Here is a 2,424-nt window from a genome sequence, read left to right on the forward strand (position 1 = left end):
GTCATGGACAGGGTAAGGGATTTACCGGTACCCTCAAGTGTAACTGCTGCCCGCCCGGAGAGCGAAAAATCCAAGGCACCTTCACTGCTGTAAATAAAGGCCCTGGACTGGTCTGCAAAACGCGCTACAAGGGAATCTGAAACAATATTGAGTTCGGACGAAGCATTCCCCTCCATATCGAGCTGCACTTGAGCCGCACGCACCGCTAAGATGGCAGTAGCCCCCTCCGACAAATGAATATCGAAAGCCCCGGCATCAATACTCTGTTCTGCTACGACACCTCCGTGCTCTACCCTAAGGGTTTTAAGGTTCTGGTAGGTAAGGATGATATTCAGTTCTTTACTTCCGGTAATGGTATAGAAAGACGAAATCTTCAGGGTATCGCCATCCTGCTCAAACCTCAGAATATCGATAAGGTTGTCGTCGGCCTCAATTCGCACGGCTTCCTGATTTCCAGGTTCCAGGACCACTTCAAGATCATCGGTAACCTGCAGGTGGGAAAAAGCATTTAACGGCTTATCCACAGTAGTCACGCTGCGATTGCCTTTAATCTTTGGTTTGCGCTGCCCGTAACCCGGGCTGCATACTAAGAGTACGAAAATCAATAGTCCCAAACGCATACAGTTCCTCATGGCCATAAATCCTCTTTAAGATTAAAGATATACAAATCCCGAAAACCCGGGATGGGCGAATTAAAAAAGGCCCGCGTTGGCGGGCCTGATTTTTTTTGGTACAGGGCTAATGCTGCAACTCCTCTTCCCCTTCCTGCAGGGGGACATCCTGGGGCACAAAATCCTGCCCGGGTAGGATATAATCCCCATTTTCAAAAGTTTTACTGTAGTCATAACTCCAGCGATGGACTTCCGGGATGGCACCTGGCCAGTTCCCGTGGATATGTTCCTGAGGTGCCGTCCACTCCAAAGTGGTGGCATTCCATGGATTTTGAGTTCCACGCTCCCCATAGAATATACTACGGACAAAGTTATATACGAAGATCAACTGTGCCAGGGCGGTAATAATCGCAAATACGGTCATCAATACCTGTACATCCACAAGTTCATCGAACATCGGGAAGGCCGTATTCTGGTAGTACCTTCTCGGCACGCCGGCCATTCCCACAAAGTGCATAGGGAAGAAAACCCCATAAGCCCCTACAGCTGTAATCCAGAAATGGACGTACCCGAGGTTCTTACTCATCATACGGCCCTGGAACATTTTTGGGAACCAGTGATAAACGCCGGCAAAAAGGCCATACAACGCAGACATACCCATCACCAGGTGGAAGTGGGCCACCACAAAGTAGGTGTCGTGCACGTTGATGTCCAGTGTACTGTCTCCAAGGATGATCCCGGTCAGTCCTCCGGTGATAAAAGTAGAAACCATACCTATGGAAAACAGCATGCCCGGGTTGAGCTGCAGATTCCCTTTCCAGAGCGTCGTAATCCAGTTAAAAGCTTTCACTGCAGACGGAATGGCGATCAGCAAGGTTGTAAAGGTAAATACAGATCCAAGGAAGGGGTTCATTCCGGAAATAAACATATGGTGTCCCCAAACAATGGTCGAAAGAAATGCGATGGCGAGGATAGAGGCAATCATGGCCCGGTATCCGAAAATAGGTTTACGCGCATTGACCGACATCACTTCGGAAACAATTCCCATGGCGGGAAGAATTACAATATAAACCTCCGGGTGTCCGAGGAACCAAAAGAGGTGTTCATACAATACCGGAGAGCCCCCCTGGTAATGTAAAACTTCGCCCTGGATAAAGATATCCGATAAGAAAAAAGAGGTTCCAAAGCTCCTGTCCATGATCAGCAACAAAGCTGCGGAAAGCAGAACCGGAAAGGAAATCACCCCGATAATAGCCGTGACAAAAAATGCCCATATAGTCAGTGGAAGGCGGGTCATGGACATCCCTTTGGTCCTCAGGTTGATTACCGTTACGATATAATTCAGGGATCCCAGTAAGGAGGATGCGATAAAGATTGCCATCGACACCAGCCAAAGGGTCATCCCCATTCCAGAACCCGGTTGCGCCATCGGAAGCGCACTTAAGGGAGGATAGACGGTCCAACCCGCAGCTGCAGGCCCTGCCTCGACAAAGAGTGAGATAATCATGATGACACTGGAGATAAAAAACATCCAGTAAGACAGCATGTTTAAAAAGCCAGAGGCCATATCTCTTGCCCCGATTTGCAGGGGTATCAGCAGGTTACTAAAGGTTCCGCTCAATCCGGCGGTCAGTACAAAGAAGACCATGATTGTCCCGTGGATCGTCACCAGTGCCAGGTAGATATCTGCATCCATAACCCCATCCGGGGCCCATTTTCCCAGAACAGCTTCAAAAAGCGGGAAGGACTCTCCCGGCCAGGCAAGCTGCATCCGGAAAAGCAAAGACATCGCTATCCCAATGAACCCCATGAT

Annotated in this window: 2 protein-coding genes; both read right to left on the reverse strand. The window is 49.3% G+C overall.

Features of this window, described 5'->3' with window-relative positions; genetic code table 11:
• Positions 1 to 638 (reverse strand): GIN domain-containing protein (locus WBV75_RS11785; RefSeq protein ID WP_424120789.1); only part of this gene is annotated, 638 nt, incomplete at its 3' end.
• 100 nt (positions 639 to 738) lie between these two features.
• On the reverse strand, positions 739 to 2,424 hold a 1,686-nt coding region (locus WBV75_RS11790), incomplete at its 5' end, for a cytochrome c oxidase subunit I (protein WP_424120790.1).

Source organism: Robiginitalea sp., assembly GCF_049588695.1.
In the GTDB taxonomy this organism is placed as follows: Bacteria; Bacteroidota; Bacteroidia; order Flavobacteriales; family Flavobacteriaceae; genus Robiginitalea.